Raw genomic sequence first — 16175 nt, 5'->3', positions numbered from 1 at the left:
CTGGCACGCTAGGTGACGTGCTGAGGCTGGCCGGAGCGCGCGTTCTCGACGAACGCGACCTGATCGACGTGCGCGGGGTGTTCGACGCCGACCCCGTGGCGGCGTGCATGGTCGCGGCCAGGGTCGAAGTCGCCGGCCTCGACCCGTGGCGCCTCGGCGGCGAGATGTGGGGCTCCGACTCCAAGCCGATCCGGGGCAAGGTCGAGGGCCTCTGCTTCTCCGGCCCGAACCTGATCCCGCTCAAGGGCAGCGCGGCGGCCATGCGCATGTTCGCCGACCGCGCCCGGCGCCGCGGCCGCATGTGCTCCAGCCTCGTCGGCCCGGCCGAGCAGGTCCTGACGCTGTGGGAGGAGCTCCAGCCGGACTGGGGACCCGCCCGCGAGGTGCGCGGCGACCAGCCGCTGATGGCCATCTCCGGCACGCCGAAGATCACCCCGGACCCGCTGGTCCGCCAGGTCCGGCCCAGCGAGATCGGCCGCTACCTGCCCGCCGCCATCTCGATGTTCATCGAGGAGGTCGGCATCGACCCGTGCGCCGAGGACGGCGGCGCGGGCTACCGGGCGCGAGTCTCCGAACTGATCGCCGCCGGACGGGCGTTCGCGCGGTTCGAGCACGGTGAAGTGGTCTTCAAGGCCGAGATCGGCGCGATGTCGTCCAAGGTGGGACAGATCCAGGGCGTCTGGGTGCGGCCGGACCGCCGGGGCGAGGGCATCGGCACCGCGGGCACGGCGGCGGTGGCCGACCGGCTGACCAGGGTGTTGAACAGGACCGCGAGCCTTTACGTCAACGGCTACAACACCGTGGCGCAGGCCGCGTACCGCCGAATCGGTTTCGAACAAGTCGGGCAATACGCCACTGTCCTCTTCTGAACGGGCATACTCGCGCGAGTGCGCCTTCTCGCGACGATCACGGTTCTGCTGGTGACGGTGAGCGGCTGTGGGCTGTTCAAGTCGGAACCCGGGGCCCCGGAGATCACCAACGACTTCCTGGCCAAGCTCGCGTCCGGTGACGTGGCCGGTGCCGCCGGGATGACCGACAACCCGGCCGACGCCAAGGACACCCTGGAGAAGTTCAGAGGCGCGTTGAAGCCCGAGGGGCTGAGCAGCAAGGTCGACCAGATCCGCAAGAACGGCGAGCTCGCGTCCGAGGCGTCGGTCACGCTCGACTGGAACCTCGGCAAGAACCGCCACTGGACGTACGCGACCAAGTTCGACGTGCGCCAGGAGGGCGACACGTGGAAGGTGCACTGGGCGTCGTCGGTGGCGCACCCGAAGCTCGCGCCGCAGCAGACCATCAAGCTCGCCGAGCTCACCCCCGACCCCGCGCCGGTGCTGGACCGCGACGGCACGCCGTTGCTGGCCCCCGAACGCGTCGTGTCGGTCCTGCTGGTCGCCAAGGAGGCCGGCGATCTCGGCACCGTCACCAAGGCCCTCGCGGACGCGCTCAACCCGCTCGACCAGGCCATCACCCAGCAGACCATCACCGACGGCGTGGGCAAGACCCCCGAAGGCCAGGCCTACCAGGTGGCCGCGCTGCGCGACGCCGACTACCAGTCGGTGAAACCGAAGATCTACGAGCTGCCCGGCGTCCGGTTCAGCTCGCAGACGTCGCTGCTCGCCCCCAGCCGCACGTTCGGCGCCCAGGTGCTGCCCGCCGTCCGCAAGCTGATGGAGAACGACATCGCGGGCAACGCGGGCTTCCGCGTCAGCACCGTCGACGCGCAGGGCACAGAGGTCGAGGAGCTGCACTCCAAGGCCGCCGAACCCGCGAAGGCCGTGAACGTGGCGCTGTCCCGGATCATCCAGGCCGCCGCCGAGGACGCCGTCGAACCCGAGAAGCAGCCCACGATCCTGGTGGCGCTCCAGCCGTCCACCGGCGACATCCTGGCCGTGGCGCAGAACGACCCCGCCGACGCCCAGGGCTCGCTGGCGCTGACCGGCCGCTTCCCGCCGGGCTCCACGATGAAGGCCGTCTCGGCGCTCGCCGCGATCGAGTCCGGCAAGGTCAACGCCGACACCCCGGTGCCGTGCCCCGGCAAGACCACCATCGACGGCCGCCGGATCGTGCCGAACTCCAGCGAGTTCGACAAGGGCACCATCCCGCTGCACTCGGCGTTCGCGTTCTCCTGCAACACCACCTTCGCCCAGCTCGCCGTCGACATGCCCGCCGACCTGCTGCCGAACACCGCGTTGTCGCTCGGCCTCGGCGTCGACTTCGACATCCCCGGCCTGACGACCATCACCGGTTCCGTGCCGCCCGCCACCGACGTGGTGGAACGGGCAGAGGACGCGTTCGGTCAGGGCAAGGTGCTGGCGTCACCGTTCGGCATGGCGCTGGTGTCGGCGTCCATCGCCAAGGGCTCCATGCCGATGCCGCAACTGGTGCGGGGCAAGGAGACCAAAGCCGACAAACAGCCCACCGCACCACCGGTCGCCGCGCTGGATCCCGTGCGCGCCATGATGCGCGAGGTCATCGAGGCGGGCACTGCACCACAACTCAAGCCGTACGGTGACGTGCGCGGCAAGACTGGTACCGCACAGTTCGGTGACGGCGTGCACTCACACGGGTGGTTCATGGGCTACCGGGGCGATATCGCGTTCGCGACCCTGGTGCTCAGCGGAGAGACTTCGACTCCAGCCGTGGACGTGGCGGCGAGGTTCCTCAAGGCGGTGCCGTGATGAGCAAGACCAAGGAATTGACTATCCGTGAACGCCTGGTCCGCGCAGGCGTGCTGCTGCCCGCGCCGCGGCTGCCGGAGCCGAGGGCGGAGGACCAGGTTCCGGGCGTGGAGCGCAGGCAAGGCTAATCTGGAGGGCATGGCTGTTCGTGCTCCTCTGCAACCCGGTGTGCAATCCCCGCGTCGTCAGGTGCCCTCGCGCATCGTGCGTCCCGAGTACGTGGACAAGCCGGCGCCGCAGAAGAGCACCGACCCGTGGGTGCAGCCGCCGGAGATCATCGAGGCCATGCGCGTCGCCGGCCGCCTCGCCGCCCAGGCGTTGCAGGAGGCAGGCAAGGTCGTCGTGCCGGGCGTGACGACGGACGAGATCGATGCCGTGGCGCACGAGTTCCTGTGCGACAACGGCGCGTACCCGTCGACGCTCGGCTACCGGGGCTTCCCGAAGTCGTGCTGCACCTCGCTCAACGAGGTCATCTGCCACGGCATCCCGGACAGCACGGTCGTCGAGGACGGCGACATCGTCAACATCGACGTGACGGCGTTCATCGGCGGCGTGCACGGCGACACGAACGCGACGTTCTTCGCGGGCACCGCCTCCGAGGACGCCAAGCTCCTCGTCGAGCGCACGCACGAGGCCACGATGCGCGCCATCAAGGCCGTCAAGCCCGGCCGTGAGCTCAACGTCGTCGGCCGCGTCATCGAGGCGTACGCCAAGCGGTTCGGCTACGGCGTGGTGCGCGACTTCACCGGCCACGGCATCGGCCGCACGTTCCACAGCGGGCTCGTCGTGCTGCACTACGACGAGCCGTCGGTGAAGACCGTGCTGGAGCCCGGCATGACGTTCACGATCGAGCCGATGATCACCCTCGGGGACTACGAGGGCGAGATGTGGGACGACAACTGGACCGTCACCACCAAGGACAAGAGCTGGACCGCGCAGTTCGAGCACACCATCGTGGTGACCGAGACGGGCTCGGAGATCCTCACCGTCTGCTGAGGCCCCTTTGGTGGGTGGCAGATGCAGTAGCTTGACGTTTGTGCGGACGGCTTATCGGTGTCGGGCCTACCCCACACCCGAACAGGCGGCTGTGTTCAGCCGTACATTCGGGTGTGTCCGTCTCGTGTGGAACAAAACTCTCGCTGAGCGTCAAGCGAAGTACCGCACCGGTGGAGGAGCGACCAGATATCGGGAAACCGATGCCGCGTTGACCGAGTGGAAGAAGACGGACGAACTGGGATTTCTGAGCGAGGTGTCGAGTGTGCCGCTGCAACAGGTGTTGCGGCACCAGCACGTTGCTTTCAGCAACTTCTTCTCCGGTCGTGCTCGATGTCCCCGATTCAAGTCTCGGCGCGGTCGTCAGTCCGCGCATTACACGCGTTCGGCGTTCCGGGTGCGCGACGGGAAACTGTGGCTGGCCAAGACCGGAGCGCCGTTGGAGTTGGCCTGGTCGTGGCCTGGCATTGACCTGACCACGGTCAACCCGACAACAGTCATCGTGTCTCGTGAGCCAGACGGTCGTTGGTACGTGACCTTGGCAGCCGATGTCGTCGAACCGGCATCGGCTCCGGAGACTCGCCGTGAGGTCGGAATCGACCTCGGAATCAGCACTTTCGCGACCACCAGCGAGGGTGAGGAGATCGTCAACCCGCGGTGCCTGGAGCGCCGAGCTCGCAGTCTTGCGAGGTACCAGCGGTACATGAGTCGATGCCGGCTCGGATCCAGGAACCAGGAGAAGGCCAGGAAGAAGGTCGCCGCGGCGCATCGAAAAGTTCGAAATGCTCGCCGTGATTTTCTTCATCGCGCTAGCTCGAACCTGGTTCGTGACCACGACCTGATCGCGATTGAAGACCTGGCAGTCAAGAACATGGTCCGCAACCGCAGCCTCGCCCGCGCCATCTCCGATGTCGGGTGGCGTGAGTTCCGGGCGATGCTGGAGTACAAAGCGGCGAAGGCTGGTCGAACGCTGGTCGTTGTCGACCGTTGGTACCCGTCCAGCAAGACGTGCAGCTCGTGCGGGCATGTACTCGCACAGCTCGCTCTGTCGGCCAGGCGCTGGACCTGCCCGATCTGCCGCGCCCGTCACGATCGGGATGTCAACGCGGCGAAGAACATCCTTGCCGCTGGTCGAGCGGTAACTCGAAGTCCTGCTTCGAGTGAAGCCTGTGGAGCAGATGTAAGACGCCGAGGTAAGCCCTCGCCGCAATCCGCTGTGAAGCAGGAAACCCGCATCGTGAGATGTGGTGCGTCAAGCACGGCACGTTGCTGAACGTGTGGGGCTCTCCACTTCTGCCGTGGAGAGGAAGTCAAAGTCTGCTGAGGACTGACCGCAGTGCGGCCGCGACCGTCGAGGGTGACGTCGCGGCCGCCAGGTGGTGCGACTCGACGCGCTCGACCGGCCAGCCCAGCGACTCAGCCTGCGCAGCCGCCTCCTCGTAGAACGGCGACAGCAGCACGTACCCGCACGCCCCGGTCCACTCGACGCTCGGGCGCTGCTCCTTCATGAACTCCCACGGCACCTCGGGCGCCTCGTCCCGCATCTCCTCGCGCAGGTCGGCAGGTACGAGACGCAAGGGATCCGAGTCGAACCAGCGGTCCCAGCGCGGCAGCCGCCCGTCGCGCACCGACGCCTTGACCTGACGCGCCAGCGCGGGGTCGACGGTGTCGCGCCAGGCGCGGCCCGGGGTCGGCAGGTCGGAGTCGAGGAACACCAGGCCGGCGACGTCGAGCTCCAGCGCGTCCGCGAAGCCCGGGAGCAACGGGCCCGCGCCGCTGTGGCCCACGAGCACGAGTGGGCCCTCGACGCCGGAGTCCTCCAGGGCGTCGGCGAACGCGCCGATCAGCCGCTGGTGCACGGGTGCCTCGGTGATCGTCATCTGCAGGTCGACCAGCAGGACGGTCGCGCCGTCGGAGGCCAGTTCGTCGGCGAGCGGGCGCATGCTCGAAGGGCCGAGGAACGGGCTGTGCATGAGCACGACGGAGACCATGGGGGTGATGATGGCAGCATTGGCGTCCATGCGGGGCGCGATGTTGATCTGTGGGACGACCTCCGACGCGGGCAAGAGCGTCCTGGTCGCCGGTCTGTGCCGCTTCTTGGCACGCCAGGGCGTCGACGTCGTGCCGTTCAAGGCCCAGAACATGTCCAACAACTCGTTCGTCACACTCGACGGCGGGGAGATCGGGCGCGCGCAGGCTCTTCAGGCTCGAGCGGCGTTCAAGGAACCCAGCGTGCGGTTCAACCCCGTGCTGCTCAAGCCCGGCAGCGACCGCACGTCCCAGGTCGTGGTGCTCGGTCAGGCGGTCGGGACCGTGTCGGCGATGAGCTACCGCGAACGCAAGCAGGCGCTGCTCGGCACCGTCTTGTCCACTTTGGACGGGCTGCGGCGCGACCACGAGGTCGTGATCTGCGAGGGGGCGGGCTCGCCGGCCGAGATCAACCTGCGCCCCAACGACATCGCGAACATGGGCCTCGCCACCGCGGCGAACCTGCCGGTGCTGGTGGTCGGCGACATCGACCGGGGTGGGGTGTTCGCGCACCTCTTCGGCACGGTCGCGGTGCTCGACGCGGCGGACCAGGCGCTGGTCTCCGGCTTCGTGGTCAACAAGTTCCGCGGTGACCAACGACTGCTCGAACCCGGCCTGAAGCAGATGCAAGCCTTGACCGGACGTCCGGTGCTCGGTGTGCTGCCGTGGCGCGAGGAGCTGTGGCTCGACGCCGAGGACTCGTTGTCCTACAACGCGGACGGGGTCGTCGGCAGGCCGCAGCCGCCGCGCAAGGACTGGCTGCGGGTCGCGGTGATCCGGTTGCCGCGCATCTCGAACGCCACCGACGTCGAGGCGCTCGCCTGCGAACCCGGCGTGTCCGTCCGGTTCGTCACGGAGCCGTCGCGGCTCGCCGACGCGGACCTGGTCGTGCTGCCCGGGTCGAAGGCCACCGTCGACGACCTGGCGTGGCTGCGCGAAACCGGCCTGGCGCAAGCGATCCAGCGCTTCGACGGCCCGATCCTCGGCATCTGCGGCGGCTTCCAGATGCTGGCGAAGAGCATCGAGGACGACGTCGAGTCGAAGCACGGCACAACAGACGGTCTCGGCCTGCTCGACGTCGACATCCGCTTCCGGCACAGCAAAACCCTCGCCACGCCGTCCGGTGAGGCCTGGGGCGAGCCCGTCACCGGCTACGAGATCCACCACGGCCAGGTCGTCCGCAACGCCGAACGCCCGGTGATCGGCGACGAGGGCGCCCAGACCGACCGGGTCGTCGGCACCCACTGGCACGGCCTGCTGGAGAACGACGCGTTCCGCCGCAGGTTCCTGAGCTGGGCCGCGGCCGTCGCGGGCCGGGACTTCGAGCCGGGGCAGGTGAGCTTCCAGGCCGCGCGCGAGGCCCAGCTGGACCTGCTGGGCGACCTGGTGGCCGATCACCTGGACACGAAGGCCGTCATCGACCTGCTGGAACGAGGGGCTCCGGCAGGACTGCCGTTCGTGCCGCCCGGCGCCCCAGCAGCTGTGGAATAGCCAGCCCGGCCAGCACCAGCGCACCGGCCCCGAGCTGCACCGCGCTCATCTGCTCGCCGAGGATCGCCCAGGCCGAGAACATCCCGAACACCGGCACCAGCAACGAGAACGGCGCCACGACCGACGACTCGTACTGGCGCAGCAGGAATCCCCAGATGCCGAACCCGAGCAGCGTCGAGACCCAGGCGACGTACCCGACCGCACCCACACCGCTCCAGTCGAGGCGGCCGAGCGCGCTCATGTCCTCGGTCAGCGCCGACAGCGCGAACAGCGGCAGCACCGCCACCGCGCTCACCCACACCATGAACCGCAGCGTGTCTGTCGGCCGCGCGTAGCGCATCAGCACGTTCGACACGCCCCAGCAGGCCGCCGCGATGATCACCAGCGCGAAGCCGAGCAGCGGCGACGAGAGCCCGTAGTCCCACGCGATCAGCCCGATGCCCGCGATCGCCAGCGCGATCCCGGTGACCTGCACGGGCTTCGGCCGTTCGTGCAGCACGACCGCCGCGATCGCGGTCGTGAAGATCACCTGGCTCTGCAGCACCAGTGACCCGAGGCCCGCCGGCATGCCCACCTTGAGGCCGACGAACAGGAAGCTGAACTTCGCCACGCCGAGCACCAGTCCGACCGCGATGATCCAGCGCCACGGCACCGAGGGCCGTCCGACGAAGAAGATCGCGGGCACCGCCGCCACGAGGAACCGCAGGGCGGAGAACAGGATCGGCGGGAACTCGTCGAGACCGACCTTGAGCACCACGAAGTTGAAGCCCCAGATGGCGGCCACCAGCACAGCGAGCAGGACGTGACGTGGACTCATGGCCTCAAGCTTGCGCGCGCTAACTATTTAGCACCAGTTCCGCTTTCTAAGGTGATGGGTTTAGCATCGCTACATGCTCGACCTAGGCAGACTGAAGGCCCTGCACGCCATCGCGACCCACGGCACGGTCGGCGCCGCCGCCGAGGTGCTCGGCTACACGCCGTCGGCGGTCTCGCAGCAGATCGCGAAGCTCGAACGCGAGACCCGCACCACGCTGCTGGAACGCAACGGCAGGGGCGTCCGCCTCACCGACGCCGCCCGCCTGCTCGCCGAGACCGCGGACCAGGTGCTCAAGCTCGTCGAGGAGGCCGAGGTCGCGCTGGAGGAACAACGCGGCACCGCGATCGGCCGGCTGTGCATCGGCGCGTTCGCCACGGCCTCGCGCGGCCTGCTGCCGGACGTCCTGGTGAGCCTCGGCGAGCAGCACCCGGCACTCGACGTGCGGCTCACCGAGATCGACCCGCCCTACGCGACCGAGGCCGTCGCCCGGGGTGAGCTCGACCTGGCGATCGTGCACGACTGGGCCAACACGCCGTTGCCCGTGCCGGAGTCGCTGTCCCGCGAGTTCATCGGCGAGGACGTGGCCGAGGTGCTCGTCCCGGACTCGAACCCGTTGTCGCGCAAGGAGTTCCTCGAACCGATCGACCTCGCGGGGGAGCGCTGGATCTGCCAGGTCGAGGGCTCGATCTGCTTCGACTGGCTGGAGCGGACGTTCCACGGAGCGGGCATCGAACCCGTGGTGGCGTACCGGATCAGCGAGTACCACACGCAGATGGCGTTGCTGGCCAAGGGAATCGGCGTCGCGCTGATCCCGAGGCTCGGCAGGGGAGAGGTACCGGAGAACGTCCGGGTCGTGCCGCTGCGGCCCACGCCCACCCGCCGGTTGTACGCGGTGTGGCGGACCCAGGCCTCGCGCAGGCCCGCCATCACGGCGACGCTGGAGGTGATCAGGGAGCCACGATGACGTGCGGCTTCTTCGGCGCCATCACCTTCAGCACCGCCTTGGCCTCGCGGATCACCCCGGCCATGTCCTTCTTGGTGGTCTTCACGTAGGGCTCGATCGTCAGCGTCGCCGCGTCCTTGTTCTCCACGACGTTCCAGGTGCCGCGCAGGAACCCGTCCACCAGGAACGTCGGCGGGAACACGCCGTTGCGCACCGCGCCCCACCGCGACCGCGCGTCCTCGCTCATGATCCGCTGCCGGTCCGCGTGCCCGAGCAGCACGTTGTCGAACGCGGGCAACAGCCGTGCGGGCGCGGGCACGTCCTCGGACACGATCAACCCGTCCGGCACGTCCAGCAACACCTTGCCTGCCTCGTTCTTGTACTCGACGAGGTCCAGGCTGGCCGCGTGCGCCTTGAGCCCGATCAACCGCGACCACGCCTGCATGTCCGCGAGCGTCGCCGGCCCGAACGCCCGCAGGTACCGCTTGATCAGCTCCGGCACGGCGGCTTCCGCAGGCAGCTCACGGCCGAGCCACGACGCCATCGCGACGTTCTGCGGCACGCCGCCCACGCCCCAGATCCCGCGCGGTGGCACCTGGATCATCGGCACGAGCATCTGCGCCTGCGTGGACATCTCGCGCGCCTTGGCCTCGGGGAAGTGCTCCTCGAGGTGCGCGCCGATCTCCGCGACCGTGCGCGGTTCGGCGTCGATGTACTCGCGGGTGATGCGCGCCAGCTTCTCCAGGTCGATCTCGACCCTGGTCGCGGGCGGCATCACGATCTTCGCCCACTTGTTCAGCTCCGGCTGCAACGCCGTGCGCATCAAGTACACGTCGTTGGCGGAGATGAGGTGCAAGGTGCCGCGCCACAACGTCATCCGCACCAGCGAGCGGTCGATGATGAGCTTGCTCAGCGCGTCGACCTTGTACGGCTTGAGCCGCGTCCAGAGGGCGAGGTACGGCGGGATGGGGGCCTGGGCCTGGAGGCCGCCGAGGTGCTCGACGGCCTCCACGATCGGCATGGACGTGCGCTCCAGCAGCAACTGCCGCGCGAGCAGCGTGCGGTTGAGGGTGCGGTTCGAGAGTGTTGTGCTCACAGCGATTTGAAGAACTTCCTGATGTCTTGGACCAGCAGGTCCGGCTCCTCCATCGCGGCGAAGTGACCGCCGCGGTCGAACTCGGTCCAGTGCACGATCGTCGGGATCATCTTCTCCGCCAGCGACCGGACCGGCAGGCTGAGGTCGTGTGGGAAGACCGCCACGCCGGTCGGCACGGTCGACGGCTGCTGGTTGCCCCAGTTCGCCGACTGCTCCTTGTACAGCGCCGCCGAAGAGCCCGCCGTGCCGGTGAACCAGTAGATCGACACGTTGGTCAGCATCTGGTCGCGGTCCACCGCGTCCTCGGGCGCGCCGTCGTTGTCGGTCCAGTCGTGGAACTTCTCCGCGATCCACGCGAGCTGCCCGACGGGGCTGTCGGTGAGCGCGTACGAGAGCGTGCGCGGCCGGCTGCGTTGCAGGTGCATGTAGCCGGAGAGTTCCTTCTGGTAGTGGTCGAGCGACTCCAGTGCGCGCAGCTCCTCGTCGCTCAGGTCGTTCACGCCCTGCGGCCGGAACGTCTGCAGCATGTTCACGTGCACGCCGATGACCTGCTCGGGGAACACCCGGCCGATCTCCTGCGCGATGCCCGAACCCCAGTCGCCGCCCTGCGTGCCGTAGCGGTCGTAGCCGAGGCCCTCCATGAGCTTCGCGAACGCCCACGCGACGCGCAGGACGTTCCAGCCGGGTTTGCGCGTGTGGCCGGAGAAGCCGAAGCCGGGGATCGACGGGATGACGAGATGGAAGTCCTCGGACAGCGGCCCGATGACGTCGAGGAACTCGACGAACGAGCCGGGCCAGCCGTGGATCAGCAGCAACGGCGTCGCGTCCGGGTTCTGCGAGCGGACGTGCAGGAAGTGGATGCGCTGCCCGCTGATCTCCGTCGTGAACTGCGGGTAGGAGTTCAGCCGTTCCTCCTGCGCCCGCCAGTCGAACCCGTCTCGCCAGTAGTCGGCCAGCGGGCGCAGGTAGCTCAGCGGGATGCCGTACGACCAGCCGACGCCCGGCAGGTCGTCCTCCGGCCAGCGCGTGCCGGCCAGGCGGGAGCGGAGGTCGTCGACCTCGGCCTGCGGGATCTCGATGCGGAACGGCGTGATCTCCATGGCCCCCACGCTATGAGCTAGTGCGGACAGCCTTTGTCCGCGTTGTTCAGCAGAACTTCTCGATCAGCTCCTCGAAGAAACCGCCCGCCTCGATCGCCGCCTTCTCCTGGTCACCGTCCCGGACGGCGTGCAGCAGCCCGGTGTGCGACACCTGGTCCTGACCAGGCTGGCTGGTGTCGACAGAGGCCGCCACCGAAGCTTTGACCGCCTCGGTCAAGCCCTGGTAGAGCTCCGCTAGAAGCGCGTTGTGCGAGCACTGGACGAGCAGCACGTGGAACGCGGTGTCGTGCTCGATCACCTCGGCCCACTGCTCGTTCTCCATGGCCGCGTCGCGCTTGGCCAGCACGTCGGTGAGGCGCGCGAGCTCGGCCTCGGTGCGGTGCTTGGCGGCCAGGCGGGCGCCCTCCACCTCCAGGGTGCGGCGGACCTGGAGCACTTCCTTCAGCTCTGTCCCGCACATGCGGCGGACCGCGCCGGAGAGTTCGCTGGTCGCGCGGACGAAGGTGCCGTCGCCCTGCCGCACCTCCAGCAGTCCGGCGTGGGAGAGCGCGCGCACGGCCTCGCGGACCGTGTTCCTGCCCACCCCGAGCGCGGTGACCAGCTCGGGCTCGGGCGGAATGCGCTGCCCGACGGGCCATTCACCAGTCGTGATCGCGCCCCGCATCTGCTCGATCACCTGGTCGACCAGGCCCGCCCGTCGGGTAGTGGCCAACGGCACAGCGTCGTCCTTTCATCCGAACATCCTACGTCTGCGATAGTGAAGCGCGTGACGATGAAGCAGACGACTCTTGCCGCACAGACTGCCACCGATCCGGGTCGCAGGGTGACGGTCGTCATGAATCGTCACGTTCCGCTGGTCGGGTCCGCGTTGCTCGCGATCGGGGTCGCCCTCGCTGCCGCGAATCTCCGTCCGGCGGTGACCAGTCTGGCCTCGGTCCTCGGTGATGTCCGCGCCGCCCTGGGGGTTTCCGCCGCATGGACCAGCGCGCTGACGGCCGTTCCGGCGCTTTGTTTCGGCTTCGCGGCGTTCGCCGCACCTTGGCTGGGTCGCCGCCTCGGCATGGCCCGCGCGATCGGACTTTCACTGGGGGTGCTCACGCTCGGCCTGGTGCTGCGCGTGATCGACGGTCCGTGGGTCGTGCTGGGCGGCACCTTCATCGCGTGCGCGGGCATCGCGGTGTCGAACGTGCTGATCCCGGTCGTCGTGAAGGCCTCGTTCCCCACCCGCGTCGGGCTGATCACCGGCGTCTACACGGGCACCCTGTCGGCCGGCGCGGCTCTCGCGGCCGCGCTGACGCCCCGGCTGGAGGACTGGCTCGGTTCGTGGCGGCTCGCCGTCGGCGCCTGGGCGTTGCTGTCCCTCGGCGCCGTCGTCGTGTGGTTCGCCGGGGCCCGGCACGGGTCGGCGGCCTCGGTGGTGCGCTCGACCGCTCCGGTGCAGCCCCGCTCGTTGCTGCGCAGCCCGCTCGCGTGGGTGATCACCGTGTTCTTCGGGCTGCAGTCGTTGTTCGCCTACACCGTCATGGGCTGGCTGCCCGCGATGCTCGTCGACTCCGGCGTCGACCGGAACACCGCCGGGATGCTGCTCGCCGTCTCGATGCTGCTGAGCGTGCCGGTCAGCCTGTTCGTGCCGCCGATCGCCGCCCGGTTCTCCAGCCAGGCGCCGATGGTGCTGGCGCTCGGCGTGCTGTCGTTCGCGGGCATGCTGGGGATGCTCGTGGCACCCTCGGCGGCTCCGGGGCTGTGGGTGGTGCTGATCGGGTTCGGGATGGGCATGTTCCCGCTCGCCCTGCTGATCATGTCGTTGCGCACCAAGTCCACTTCGGACACCGCGCGGCTGTCGGCCATGGCGCAGAGCCTCGGCTACCTGATCGCGGCTTCCGGGCCGTTCGCGTTCGGGGTGCTGCGGGAGGCCACCGGCACGTGGACGGTCTCGCTCGGGCTGCAGTTGGTGCTGCTGGCGGCGCTGACCGTCCTGGGCATGCTCGCCGGGCGCCCGCGCTACATCTAGTCAGGAATCGAGAAGCGGGGCGTTCTCGCTGGTCCTAGCGTTGTCGGCATGGACATCACGATTCACGCCACGTTCCTGCCGCACACCGACCCCGACGCCTCGCTGGCGTTCTACCGCGACCTGCTCGGGTGGGAGGTCCGCGCCGACGTCGGCAGGGGCACGATGCGGTGGATCACGGTCGCTCCCGTGGGCGCGGCGTCGTCCGTCGTGCTGGAGCCGCCCGCGATGGCCGACGGCCTGACGGACGTGCAGCGCACCGCGATCACCGAGATGATCTCGAACGGTTCGTACGCGTTCATCAACCTCGCGACCCCGGACCTCGACGGTGCGTTCGACAAGCTCCAGGCGGGTGGCGCGGACGTCGTGCAGGAGCCGGCCGACCAGCCTTGGGGCGTGCGCGACTGCGTGTTCCGCGACCCGGCCGGCAACACCGTCCGAATCCAGCAGGCTTGAGGCTTTTGCGTTAGTTCGACGCGAAACCGCGGTGCAGCACGGTCAGCTGGTCCGCGAGGTAGCGGGCCCAGGCCTTGGCGCGGTCCCAGTCGGGGGCCGCGCCGCCGAAGCTGATCGGCCCGCTCGCACCCAGTTTCCTGATCATGCGCGTGACGTCGTTCGGTACCGGCGGCGTGCCGCGGTGGTACAGCCACAACGGGGTGTGCTTGAGGGATGCCTTGTGCCGCTTGACGAACCGTTGCGCGTCGCGGGTGGCCGCGTCACCCATGATCACGGCACCGAACCCGTGCAACGTCTCGGCCGCGGCGACCGAGAGCACGGTGACTCTCAGCCCGCAGCCGGCGAGTTCGGTGCCGATGATCTCGGCGATCTCGTCCGTTTCGGCGATTTTCGAGGTGTAAGCGACGAGGACTCTGTCTGTCATCGCTGCATCGTTGTTGGTCTTCGCCGTTTTCGGCAGCGGCGGAAGTCCCTGTCGTTTAAGGCCTTCAGTCCAGCTGGAGGCTGAGGAGCGCGTTCTCGACCAGTTCGGGCATCGCCGGGTGGATCCAGTACTGCCCGCGCGCCATGGTCTTCGCGTCCAGCCCGAAGCTCATCGCCTGGATCAACGGCTGGATCACCGTCGACGCCTGCGGCCCGATGATGTGCGCGCCCAGGATCTGCCCGGTGGCCGGGTCGGCGATCAGCTTGGCGAACCCGGTCGTGTCCTCCATGGCCCAGCCGTACGCGATGGACGCGTAGGCCTGGCTCGCGGTGACGTACCGGATTCCCTTCTCCTTGGCCTGTTCCTCGGTCAGCCCGACGCTCGCGATCTGCGGGCTGGAGAACACGGCGGCCGGCACGAACCGGTGGTCGGAGCGGATCTGGTCGTCCGGGTGCAGCAGGTTGTGCTGCACGACCCGCGCCTCGTGGTTCGCGACGTGCTTGAGCTGGTGCTCCGAGCTGATGTCGCCCATCGCGAAGATGTGCGGCTGGCTCGTCTTCTGGAACTCGTCGACCTTGACGCGGCCGTCCGCGTGCAGGTCGATGCCGGCGTTCTTGGTCTGGAGCAGATCGCTGTTCGGCTGCCGGCCCACCGCGATGAGGAGCTGGTGCGCCTCAACGGTTTCCTCGCCGTTCGGGCCCTCCAGGTGGAGCCTGACACCGGTCTCGGTCTTCTCGGCGCGCGTGGTCTTGCGGTTGAGCAGGACGTTCCACTTGTCCTGGGCGATCTCGGTGAAGCGCTCGGCGATCTCCAGGTCCTCGTGGCGCAGCAGCAGGTTCGAGCGCGCGATCAGGGTGACCTTCACGCCGAAGCTGCTGAAGACGTGCGCGAACTCCGAGGCGATGAAGCCGCTGCCGACGATGATCAGGCTCTCGGGCAGCTCGTCGAGGCGCATGATCGTGTCGCTGGTGTGGTAGCCGGTGGTGTCCAGGTCCGCGATGGCCGGGATCGTCGGGCGGCTGCCCGCGGCGAGCACGACCCGGTCGGCGGTGATGGTCTCGCCGGTGCCCGTGTCGATGGTGTGGGCGTCGATGAAGTGGGCCGTGCCTTCGTAGACCGTGACGTTCTCGTTCTCGTTGGCGCGCCAGTTGCGGCCGCCTTCGGCGATCGGGTCGATCCGGTTGAAGATCCGGTCGCGGATCTCCGGCCAGTGGACGGCGTCCGTGTGCGCGTCCACGCCCAGCTTCTTGGCGTTGGCCGGGGCCGCCGCCTGGTCCGCGGTGTGGACGAACATCTTGGTGGGGATGCAGCCCACGTTCAGGCAGGTGCCGCCGAAGGTGCCCTTTTCCAGGATGGCGATCTGCCAGCCTGCCATGGCGTCCGTTGGAATGCTGTTGCCGGAGCCGGTGCCGATGATGACCAGGTCGAAGTGCCTCACGTGTGGATCCAACCATTTCGGCGGTGGTTGTGTTCCGTGGCGGGGATTACGTGGGCCTTACGGAGGCGGTGGGGCCCCGGGCCGGGACCCCACCGGGCCTCAGTGCTGGTAGGTCGGGGTGATGATCGCGCGGGCCAGGGTGTGGAAGGCCAGGTTGAAGCTCACGACCGCCGGGGACGCGTCGGCGTCCACGTCCAGCTTGTCGACGTCCACGGCGTGCACCACGAAGTAGTAGCGGTGCGGCTGGTCGCCCTTGGGCGGGGCGGCGCCGCCGAACGCGCGGGTGCTGTAGTCGGAGCGCACGTGGAAGGCGTCACCCGGAAGTGTGGCGTCGGAGGCGCCCGCGCCGGTGTCCAATTGGGTCGTGGTGACGGGGACGTTGACCGCCACCCAGTGCCAGAAACCCGAGGGGGTGGGGGCGTCCGGGTCGTAGCAGGTGACGGTGAAGCTGCGGGTCTCCGCGGGGAAACCGGACCAGGAGAGTTGGGGCGAGGTGTTGCCGCCTTCGAAGACCTGGGCGTCGGGGAGCTGTTCGCCGTCGCGCACGTCCGTCGAGGTGACGGTGAAGGTGCCTGCTGCGGGGAGCAGCAGGTAGGGGTCGGGTGCGACTGGGCGCTCAAGGCTCATGGAGTCCTCCTCTTGTGATCAGTTCGACCCTAGTCCCGTGCAACCATGGGGGCCTGCGCGACGTCTTTCGCGTGGA

17 protein-coding genes are annotated in these 16175 nt (G+C 68.7%); 9 read left to right on the top strand and 8 right to left on the bottom strand.

Annotated features, from left to right (window positions below; genetic code table 11):
• Positions 1 to 17 precede the first annotated feature (17 nt).
• The 5 genes from ACFWNN_RS17855 to ACFWNN_RS17835 are packed head-to-tail and all read left to right on the top strand — an operon-like array spanning position 18 to position 4944.
• The gene (locus ACFWNN_RS17855) at positions 18 to 869 is read left to right on the top strand and encodes a GNAT family N-acetyltransferase (RefSeq protein ID WP_382441019.1); all 852 of its coding nucleotides are present in this window, start codon (positions 18 to 20) and stop codon (positions 867 to 869) included.
• An 18-nt stretch (positions 870 to 887) separates the two neighbouring features.
• Positions 888 to 2678 (top strand): penicillin-binding transpeptidase domain-containing protein, encoded by a 1791-nt coding sequence (locus tag ACFWNN_RS17850; RefSeq protein WP_382441018.1) that lies wholly within the window; start codon positions 888 to 890, stop codon positions 2676 to 2678.
• Positions 2678 to 2806 carry a hypothetical protein gene (locus ACFWNN_RS17845; protein ID WP_382441017.1) on the top strand — a complete coding sequence of 43 codons (129 nt, stop codon included), beginning with the start codon at positions 2678 to 2680 and terminating at the stop codon, positions 2804 to 2806. The genes ACFWNN_RS17850 and ACFWNN_RS17845 overlap by 1 nt, the downstream gene beginning before the upstream one ends.
• Positions 2807 to 2816: 10 nt before the next feature.
• A complete protein-coding gene (gene map / locus ACFWNN_RS17840; protein ID WP_382441016.1) occupies positions 2817 to 3674 on the top strand; it encodes a type I methionyl aminopeptidase in 858 nt (285 codons plus the stop codon).
• A gap of 10 nt (positions 3675 to 3684) precedes the next feature.
• On the top strand, positions 3685 to 4944 hold the full coding sequence (locus ACFWNN_RS17835; RefSeq protein ID WP_382441015.1) for an RNA-guided endonuclease InsQ/TnpB family protein: 1260 nt from the start codon (positions 3685 to 3687) through the stop codon (positions 4942 to 4944).
• A gap of 37 nt (positions 4945 to 4981) precedes the next feature.
• Here ACFWNN_RS17835 and ACFWNN_RS17830 read toward each other — a convergent pair whose 3' ends face one another.
• Positions 4982 to 5662 carry an alpha/beta fold hydrolase gene (locus ACFWNN_RS17830; RefSeq protein WP_382441014.1) on the bottom strand — a complete coding sequence of 227 codons (681 nt, stop codon included), beginning with the start codon at positions 5660 to 5662 and terminating at the stop codon, positions 4982 to 4984.
• A 28-nt stretch (positions 5663 to 5690) separates the two neighbouring features.
• On the opposite strand from ACFWNN_RS17830, the gene ACFWNN_RS17825 reads away from it, so the two are divergent.
• Positions 5691 to 7190 (top strand): cobyric acid synthase, encoded by a 1500-nt coding sequence (locus tag ACFWNN_RS17825; RefSeq protein WP_382441151.1) that lies wholly within the window; start codon positions 5691 to 5693, stop codon positions 7188 to 7190.
• Here ACFWNN_RS17825 and ACFWNN_RS17820 read toward each other — a convergent pair.
• A complete protein-coding gene (locus ACFWNN_RS17820) occupies positions 7114 to 8007 on the bottom strand; it encodes an EamA family transporter (RefSeq protein ID WP_382441013.1) in 894 nt (297 codons plus the stop codon). The two genes, ACFWNN_RS17825 and ACFWNN_RS17820, sit on opposite strands and share 77 nt — an antisense overlap.
• A 73-nt stretch (positions 8008 to 8080) precedes the next feature.
• Here ACFWNN_RS17820 and ACFWNN_RS17815 point away from each other — a divergent pair, with 73 nt between their 5' ends.
• The gene (locus ACFWNN_RS17815) at positions 8081 to 8971 is read left to right on the top strand and encodes a LysR family transcriptional regulator (RefSeq protein ID WP_382441012.1); all 891 of its coding nucleotides are present in this window, start codon (positions 8081 to 8083) and stop codon (positions 8969 to 8971) included.
• Here ACFWNN_RS17815 and ACFWNN_RS17810 read toward each other — a convergent pair.
• From ACFWNN_RS17810 to ACFWNN_RS17800, 3 genes are read right to left on the bottom strand one after another with little or no spacing between them, the layout of a single operon-like run.
• Positions 8955 to 10046 carry a winged helix DNA-binding domain-containing protein gene (locus tag ACFWNN_RS17810; RefSeq protein ID WP_382441011.1) on the bottom strand — a complete coding sequence of 364 codons (1092 nt, stop codon included), beginning with the start codon at positions 10044 to 10046 and terminating at the stop codon, positions 8955 to 8957. The genes ACFWNN_RS17815 and ACFWNN_RS17810 overlap by 17 nt on opposite strands.
• On the bottom strand, positions 10043 to 11146 hold the full coding sequence (locus ACFWNN_RS17805) for an epoxide hydrolase family protein (RefSeq protein ID WP_382441010.1): 1104 nt from the start codon (positions 11144 to 11146) through the stop codon (positions 10043 to 10045). Before ACFWNN_RS17805 ends, ACFWNN_RS17810 begins: the two co-directional genes overlap by 4 nt.
• A 46-nt stretch (positions 11147 to 11192) precedes the next feature.
• Positions 11193 to 11864, bottom strand: a complete 672-nt coding sequence (locus tag ACFWNN_RS17800) for a FadR/GntR family transcriptional regulator (RefSeq protein WP_382441009.1) — start codon at positions 11862 to 11864, stop codon at positions 11193 to 11195.
• A 117-nt stretch (positions 11865 to 11981) separates the two neighbouring features.
• Here ACFWNN_RS17800 and ACFWNN_RS17795 point away from each other — a divergent pair, with 117 nt between their 5' ends.
• Complete coding sequence (locus ACFWNN_RS17795; RefSeq protein WP_382441008.1) at positions 11982 to 13157, top strand: MFS transporter; 1176 nt, start codon at positions 11982 to 11984, stop codon at positions 13155 to 13157.
• Between the two features lie 48 nt (positions 13158 to 13205).
• A complete protein-coding gene (locus ACFWNN_RS17790) occupies positions 13206 to 13610 on the top strand; it encodes a VOC family protein (protein WP_382441007.1) in 405 nt (134 codons plus the stop codon).
• A 10-nt stretch (positions 13611 to 13620) separates the two neighbouring features.
• On the opposite strand, the gene ACFWNN_RS17785 is transcribed toward ACFWNN_RS17790, so the two are convergent.
• The 3 genes from ACFWNN_RS17785 to ACFWNN_RS17775 all read right to left on the bottom strand — a co-directional run bounded on the left by ACFWNN_RS17785 (position 13621) and on the right by ACFWNN_RS17775 (position 16099).
• A complete protein-coding gene (locus ACFWNN_RS17785) occupies positions 13621 to 14034 on the bottom strand; it encodes a hypothetical protein (protein ID WP_382441006.1) in 414 nt (137 codons plus the stop codon).
• Positions 14035 to 14098: 64 nt separating this feature from the next.
• Positions 14099 to 15472 (bottom strand): mycothione reductase, encoded by a 1374-nt coding sequence (locus tag ACFWNN_RS17780; protein WP_382441005.1) that lies wholly within the window; start codon positions 15470 to 15472, stop codon positions 14099 to 14101.
• A 99-nt stretch (positions 15473 to 15571) separates the two neighbouring features.
• On the bottom strand, positions 15572 to 16099 hold the full coding sequence (locus tag ACFWNN_RS17775; protein WP_382441004.1) for a YbhB/YbcL family Raf kinase inhibitor-like protein: 528 nt from the start codon (positions 16097 to 16099) through the stop codon (positions 15572 to 15574).
• Between the last annotated feature and the right edge of the window lie 76 nt (positions 16100 to 16175).

Origin of the sequence: Lentzea sp. NPDC058450, from assembly GCF_042721395.1 — a bacterium.
GTDB lineage: Bacteria > Actinomycetota > Actinomycetes > Mycobacteriales > Pseudonocardiaceae > Lentzea.
The sequence above is the reverse complement of the archived record's forward strand: the minus strand, read 5'-3'. Positions and strand labels throughout refer to the sequence as shown.

Excerpts from the sequence above, each read along its gene's own strand:
- ACFWNN_RS17785 (WP_382441006.1), bottom strand. The coding sequence starts at position 14,034 with ATGACAGACAGAGTCCTCGTCGCTTACACCTCGAAAATCGCCGAAACG.
- ACFWNN_RS17805 (WP_382441010.1), bottom strand. The coding sequence starts at position 11,146 with ATGGAGATCACGCCGTTCCGCATCGAGATCCCGCAGGCCGAGGTCGAC.
- ACFWNN_RS17820 (WP_382441013.1), bottom strand. The coding sequence starts at position 8,007 with ATGAGTCCACGTCACGTCCTGCTCGCTGTGCTGGTGGCCGCCATCTGG.
- ACFWNN_RS17775 (WP_382441004.1), bottom strand. The coding sequence starts at position 16,099 with ATGAGCCTTGAGCGCCCAGTCGCACCCGACCCCTACCTGCTGCTCCCC.
- ACFWNN_RS17790 (WP_382441007.1), top strand. The coding sequence starts at position 13,206 with ATGGACATCACGATTCACGCCACGTTCCTGCCGCACACCGACCCCGAC.
- ACFWNN_RS17845 (WP_382441017.1), top strand. The coding sequence starts at position 2,678 with ATGAGCAAGACCAAGGAATTGACTATCCGTGAACGCCTGGTCCGCGCA.
- map (WP_382441016.1), top strand. The coding sequence starts at position 2,817 with ATGGCTGTTCGTGCTCCTCTGCAACCCGGTGTGCAATCCCCGCGTCGT.
- ACFWNN_RS17795 (WP_382441008.1), top strand. The coding sequence starts at position 11,982 with ATGAATCGTCACGTTCCGCTGGTCGGGTCCGCGTTGCTCGCGATCGGG.
- ACFWNN_RS17825 (WP_382441151.1), top strand. The coding sequence starts at position 5,691 with ATGCGGGGCGCGATGTTGATCTGTGGGACGACCTCCGACGCGGGCAAG.
- ACFWNN_RS17830 (WP_382441014.1), bottom strand. The coding sequence starts at position 5,662 with ATGGTCTCCGTCGTGCTCATGCACAGCCCGTTCCTCGGCCCTTCGAGC.
- ACFWNN_RS17815 (WP_382441012.1), top strand. The coding sequence starts at position 8,081 with ATGCTCGACCTAGGCAGACTGAAGGCCCTGCACGCCATCGCGACCCAC.